Genomic DNA, 6226 nt, shown 5'->3' with positions numbered 1-6226 from the left:
GGGGCGGGGTGTCTGGCCGATAATGTAATCCATCTGGTCGCGTTCCTGTTGGTCTGGCGACCGGCATGGGGACGGGGGCACTGTCTGCCCTTATGCCCATGCCGGTCGGTTCATATGTTGTAAGGATAGATTGGCATTCCCGGCGATCCCCGCAACCGCATTCTGGGGGGATGAAAAAAAACTTCGACAAAAGCATTTTAACCCCTTGCACGCCCATCGGGTTTGCCGTAAACACCGCTTCACCGACACGGAGCGCGGGCGTAGCTCAGGGGTAGAGCACAACCTTGCCAAGGTTGGGGTCGTGGGTTCGAATCCCATCGCCCGCTCCAGATTTTGAAATTAAATCAGTTGGTTGACAAGCGGCCCTTCGGGGCCGTTTTTGTTTTGTGGGATTTGTCCTGTCCTGCTGACCGTAGGGTGTCTGCACAGGTTCATCCATCCTGAAAATCAGCATGCCGGTTTGTAAAAGGAATGCCTGCTGTCATTCGACATGGCATGTCATTTTCTTACGGACAGATCTGGCCAGAAATTCATGTAATGCGCATCATGATATTGAGGTTTTATGCTTTTTTCATGAAAAACAGATGCATGATTTCCATGGAAAGTCGGCTGGCAGAAGTGGAGCGGTGCTCCCCCGGCAGGCCGTGACATGATTTATTGTCATGCTGATGCGGAAATTGTTTTGCCTGACGTATCAATATGTTTATAAACGTAACGGTTCATTGTCCGGTTTTCTGATTTCTCTTTTCGCATTCTGAAAAATCATCGGCGGTTATCGCGATCGAAACGTTCTAACCCATCTTATTCACGGGGGCGGTCGAGACTGGGCGGCGGGTATCGCCTAAGCTTTTGATTGGGTTTACGAATTGGGTGTCAAAGCCATCCGTTTCTCCGATCACGCCGAGCCACACCCGCCATGTCCGACGATACGAGCCAGCCGTTCCTGTTTCCAGCCATCCGACACAAGAAAATCACGGCTGATTTTGATGGTGGCCGGATCACCTCGGATGGTGGTGTCCTGTTGCTGGCTGCCGCCGAGCGGCGGATCGGCATGGCTGATCGCCTCGCCCGGCTCATAGCCGATCCACGCAATCCGCGACGGGTGACACACGGCGTGGCCGATATTCTGCGCGCCCGTATGCTGGCCATTGCCTGCGGCTACGAGGACGCCGACGACCTCGATCACTTGCGGTGCGATCCGGGTTTCAAGCTCGCCTGCGGACGACTGCCCGATACGGGTCGGGATCTGTGCTCGCAACCCACGATCTCGCGTTGGGAGAACGCCCCGACTTTGCGCGAGGTCATTCGCCTGACCTATGCTCTGGTCGATACATGGTGCGACAGCTACGCCCGGCCACCCGCCGCGGTGACGCTCGACATCGACGATACGGTCGATGTGGTGCACGGTCATCAGCAACTCGCCCCGTTCAACGCGCATCATGACGAGCGGTGCTTTATGCCGATCCATGTTTACGATGCCGCCACGTCGAGGCCGGTTGCCATTATCATCCGCCCGGGCAAGACCCCGTCCGGACAGGAAATTCGCGGTCACCTGCGTCGTCTGATCCGCCGTATCCGCAGCCACTGGCCCAACACCCGGCTGACCATTCGTGGGGATGGTCATTACGGACGTCCCGAAGTCATGGCCTGGTGCGAGGCGCATGACGTCGATTACATCTTCGGCCTGCCGGGCAACAGCGTGCTGCACCGGCTTCTCGAACCCTCGGCCGATGACATCCGCGTCCGGCGTGCCGAGACGCGGGCGCAATCCCTGCGCGGCTATGCCGAAATCCGTTATGGCGCGAAATCCTGGAAGCAACAGCGGCGCGTGGCCGCCCGGATCGAAGCCACGACGCTGGGCCTCGACATACGCTGCGTGGTCACCAGCCTGCGAGGCGGCAACGCCGAATGGCTCTACGGTGCCCTCTACTGTGCCCGTGGACAGGCCGAAAACCTGATCAAGCGTCACAAGGGCCAACTGGCATCCGACCGCACAAGCTGTCGATCGCCACTGGCCAACCAGGTCCGCCTGGTGCTGCACACTGCCGCATACTGGCTGATGCTCACCCTGCGGGACGCCATCCCAGCCCCACAGCCGCTCGCCTCGGCCGAGTTCACCACGTTACGAAATCGTCTTCTGAAAATCGCCGGGCGTATCCTGGAAACCGCGACCCGTGTCCGTATCGCGTTTGCCGCCGCCTGTCCCGAAGCGGCGCTGTTCCGTAGTCTCGCCATCTCGATGCAGGCTGCCGACCCGTGACAGACGGGGCTATCGCCCCCGAACGCGCCCCGTCCTCGCAACCCCAGCCGCAGCCATCCACCGTTTCAAAATGACACCGCCTCAACCCGGTGCGATCCCGCGCGCCCAAACCATAGAAACGGAAAAATCCACGCAAAATACGCAATGCCGTGAATAAGATGGGCTAAACCTGATGGCGGCGCACAGTGGGCAGGCAATTTTTTGCCATCATCGGAGGGTACGCAGGATCTGACATGCTGGCGGTGCGGGTAGTATCAGGCGATCTGTTTTCCCCCTGTCATCATCCGTACACTATGTATGGTCAGTTAAAATATGATCTGATAAAAGACCTTCCGATTGACCCACTTTATCTCGTACCGACGGCATGCTGGACGTGTGCGGGTTCCATTCACTTTTAGTGCCTCCTTCACCATAAATCCTAGCCGCGGTGTGACATTGACCATTTCCTGTTTTCTGAAAGATTTGGGCCCGCGTCGCCATCGTGTTCGCAAAGGGCAGCGGTTTGCTGTCATTGGTGGAGTAATCCTGCTTCTGGCCGGCTGCAATACCCTGCCTGATAGTGGCCCCACGGAGGCGCAGTTCAATCACGCCCAGCGGGACCAGAAAAAAAACACCCTCGGATACGGGATCGTTGAAGTCACGCCCGAACTCATTGCTCTTCTGGATGGCGAGGCCCCTCCGGCCTTCAGTAGTCTGGATAAGGACAATGCGCCTACGACCCATACCAGTAATGACACCGTTGGGCCGGGCGACCTGCTGCAGGTCGCGATATATGAAGTGGGCAGTGCGCTTTTCAGCCCCAGCAGCACGGCAATGGCGGCATCCAGCGCCAGCGGCACCAGTACGCAGCCTTCCCCATCCACGGCGTCCAGCCTGCCATTGCTGTCTGTTGACGGAAGTGGTGATGTGGATGTGCCTTTTGCCGGGCAAATTCATGTAACCGGAATGACGACCGATCAGGTGGCTGAAGCCATCCAGGGGCGCCTGAAGGAGAAATCGCAATCGCCTCAGGTACTGGTCCGCATTGCGTCCGACATTGCCAATTCCGTCATGGTGTATGGCGGGGTGCGGCGGCCAAGCCGGGTGCCACTGACCCCGAACCGTGAACGTATCCTTGACGTCATCGCCCTTGCCGGGGGACAGGAACGTCTGACCCAGCCGGATGAGGATTATGTCGTCCGGCTGACACGCAACAACCGGATCGCGGAAATGCCGCTCAAGGCGATTGAAAACGATCCATCCCAGAACATACTCATGCAGCCGGGAGATCGGGTGCAGTTGACGTTCACGCCTCGAAGCTTCACGGTGTTTGGCGCCAGCGGTCAGGTTACCCAGACCCAGTTCACTCTTCCGACACTGACAATGGCGCAGGCCATTTCCCGCGTGGGTGGACCGATCGATTCACGCTCGGACCCCAATGCCGTATATCTTTTCCGTTTTGAAAACGCGGATATCTTGCACCGCCTTGGCATGCCGATTGACGATAGTGCTCCGACCGCACCGGTGGTCTACAAACTGGACATGATGAATCCCAGCAACTACTTCCTTGCACAGAAATTCATGATGCGGGACAGGGACCTGATCTACGTTGCCAATTCGTCCAGCAACAAGTTCTATAAGTTCTTTGGCCTGATCAGCACCATTATCGCGCCCGGGATCACCGCAGCATGGATAGCCAAATAATGACCCGATCCGTATGTAATCCAGTTTCGAGCGATATGCTCCTGCGTCCTGTTCCTTTTTCCCGGAAGCATGCTTCATGAATATCGAAGTGCATGTCCCTGATGAAGACCGATATCAGCCTGAAGATGTATCCGTGCTGGTGCGCATGCTGAATGCGGTACGCAATAAAATACGGAATAATCTGTATTTTACGATTTTTGTTGTCATACCGACTCTTCTGACGGCGTTGTATCTGTTTTTTATCGCGACGCCGCAATATATATCGGAAGCGCATTTTGTCGTGCGTGGACATTCCAGCCAGTCCGGTTTTTCGCTGAGCAACATCCTTCAGTCTTCTGGCGGCGGAACAACATCCGAAAATACATATGTAGTACAGGATTACATACAGTCCCGTGATGCGGCGGAACTGCTTATCAAACAGAATCATCTGCTGGATGTTTATTCTCGGCCTGAAGCAGATTTATTTGCCCGATATCCCCTGTTTGGGCTGGAGAAGAATTTCGAGCATTTCTACAAGTATTACCAGCGCCACGTATTGGTTGAACAGGATTCGGAAACCAATGTTTCCATTCTGACGGTCCGCACGTTCCGCGCCGAAGATTCCCAGAAGATTGCCCGTGCGCTCCTGGATGCCGGTGAGGAACTGGTCAATGAAATCAATCGTCGGCAGCGGGAAAACCTGATCCATGCGACCGCCTTGGAAGCACAGGCGGCAGAAACCAAACTGCGTGAAATCGACCAGAAACTGGCTGAATACCGTAATGCCGTCGAATTGATTGATCCGCTGCGGCAATCGCTGCCAATGACCAGTTATGTGATCAGCCTGCAAAACATGCTGACATCCACCAATATGCAGTTGCAGCAACTGCAGGCCAGCGCGCCCAATAGTCCCCTGATCGCGGCATATCAGCGGCAGGCAACGATCCTGTCGGACCAGATCAAGAAATCATCCAACCAGATTACAGGCCCCAATGGATCTCTCGTGCCCAAGATCACGGGATATGAAGATCTTATGGTGCAGCGTGAGATTCAGCAGCGCGTGCTGGCCAGTGACGTTGTCTCGCTTGAAGTTGCTAAGCAGCAGGCAAACCAGCAGATGATCTATGTAGACGAGATTGCGCAGCCAAACGCGGCTGACTGGCCGGAATATCCGCGTAATACGATTGTTCTGTTTCTCGTGTTCATGTCGTTTCTGGGTCTGTACACCATGGGCAAGCTGCTGATCGCCAGTGCCCAGGAACGCAACCTTCGTTAAGCATGCTGGTCTGATGGTGTGGTCTGCTGAAAAAAGAAATCTGTCATGCTGCGTTGTATAGATATCGTTAAAGACTTCCATGTGGATAAAGGGACGCGTCGCGTTCTGGACCGTGTCAACTTTCAGGTGCAACGGGGCGAAAAGCTGGGCATTCTGGGCCGTAATGGCGCGGGTAAATCGACGCTGATCAAGATTATCGGCGGGGTAGAACTTGCGACATCCGGGCGGGTTGAAAAGAATATGTCGGTGTCATGGCCCTTGGCGTTTGGTGGCGCGTTCCAGGGAAGCCTGAGTGGACTGGATAACCTGCGTTTTATTTGCCGAATATATAATCTGGATTACAAGGAAACGCGTAAATACGTCGATGATTTTTCGGAACTGGGTCATCAGCTTCTGGACCCGGTCAAGACATATTCATCGGGTATGCGTGCCCGTCTTGCCTTTGCCCTGTCAGTGGTGATCGAGTTTGATTGTTACCTGATTGATGAAGTTATCATGGTGGGTGATGCGCGCTTTTATGAACGTTGCCGCAATGAACTGTTTGTCAAACGGGCAGACCGTGCGCTGATTATTGTTTCCCATGATATGAATTTCATCAGGGAAATATGTAATAGAAGTGCTATTATTCATGAACGGAAGATGATTGAATGCAATACCGTTCAGGAAGGAATAGATCTGTATCATAGTCTGTGATTTTTATAATAATAAAAATAAATTACTTTATAAAATGATAAAGATTATCATCTCAAGCTATGTCGGGCGGAGTCAATAGTTCTCTGAATTGAACGGAATATGTCATATGCGACAGATGCATGCACTTCGCTGCCAAAAAAATTCTCCTAAAAACCTAAGAGCCCGATCCGAAAGTTTTTCAAGCTTGATAATGCCTTGCTGTCCGTCGGTCGTGTGAGCATGCGGATCGAGGCGATCAATGTCCATGCGGTTGAGGAAGCAATGGACTTTTCCCAATCTTTGGCGAGCCGCCTGCACCGTCCCAGCCAGGCGAATGTTCGTTCAACCACCCAGCG

The 6226-nt window shown here is 54.4% G+C and carries 5 protein-coding genes and 1 tRNA gene; 5 read left to right on the top strand and 1 reads right to left on the bottom strand.

All coding sequences use genetic code 11. The features are described from left to right. Nucleotides 1-254 precede the first annotated feature (254 nt). The 5 genes from F1542_RS09965 (at nucleotide 255) to F1542_RS09945 (ending at nucleotide 5891) form a co-directional block, all read left to right on the top strand. Nucleotides 255-329: transfer RNA gene (locus F1542_RS09965), tRNA-Gly, on the top strand. Nucleotides 330-916: 587 nt separating this feature from the next. Next, complete coding sequence (locus F1542_RS09960) at nucleotides 917-2260, top strand: IS1380 family transposase (protein WP_193732901.1); 1344 nt, start codon at nucleotides 917-919, stop codon at nucleotides 2258-2260. 462 nt (nucleotides 2261-2722) lie between these two features. After that, complete coding sequence (locus F1542_RS09955) at nucleotides 2723-3943, top strand: polysaccharide biosynthesis/export family protein (protein WP_227672641.1); 1221 nt, start codon at nucleotides 2723-2725, stop codon at nucleotides 3941-3943. Between the two features lie 76 nt (nucleotides 3944-4019). Beyond that, nucleotides 4020-5198 (top strand): capsule biosynthesis protein, encoded by a 1179-nt coding sequence (locus F1542_RS09950; protein ID WP_193732899.1) that lies wholly within the window; start codon nucleotides 4020-4022, stop codon nucleotides 5196-5198. A gap of 45 nt (nucleotides 5199-5243) precedes the next feature. Beyond that, nucleotides 5244-5891 (top strand): ABC transporter ATP-binding protein, encoded by a 648-nt coding sequence (locus F1542_RS09945; RefSeq protein WP_193732898.1) that lies wholly within the window; start codon nucleotides 5244-5246, stop codon nucleotides 5889-5891. 146 nt (nucleotides 5892-6037) lie between these two features. Here the strand turns inward: F1542_RS09945 and F1542_RS09940 are convergent. Beyond that, nucleotides 6038-6226, bottom strand: a 189-nt coding sequence (locus tag F1542_RS09940) for a transposase (protein WP_193732897.1), incomplete at its 5' end; no start/stop codon positions are given.

Origin of the sequence: Komagataeibacter sp. FXV3, from assembly GCF_015155755.1 — a bacterium.
Lineage (GTDB): Bacteria > Pseudomonadota > Alphaproteobacteria > Acetobacterales > Acetobacteraceae > Komagataeibacter.
This window is presented reverse-complemented; position numbering and strand designations above follow the sequence as displayed.

Bases quoted from the DNA above. Each gene is read 5' to 3' on its own strand.
- F1542_RS09960 (WP_193732901.1), top strand. From the start codon at position 917: ATGTCCGACGATACGAGCCAGCCGTTCCTGTTTCCAGCCATCCGACAC.
- F1542_RS09950 (WP_193732899.1), top strand. From the start codon at position 4,020: ATGAATATCGAAGTGCATGTCCCTGATGAAGACCGATATCAGCCTGAA.
- F1542_RS09945 (WP_193732898.1), top strand. From the start codon at position 5,244: ATGCTGCGTTGTATAGATATCGTTAAAGACTTCCATGTGGATAAAGGG.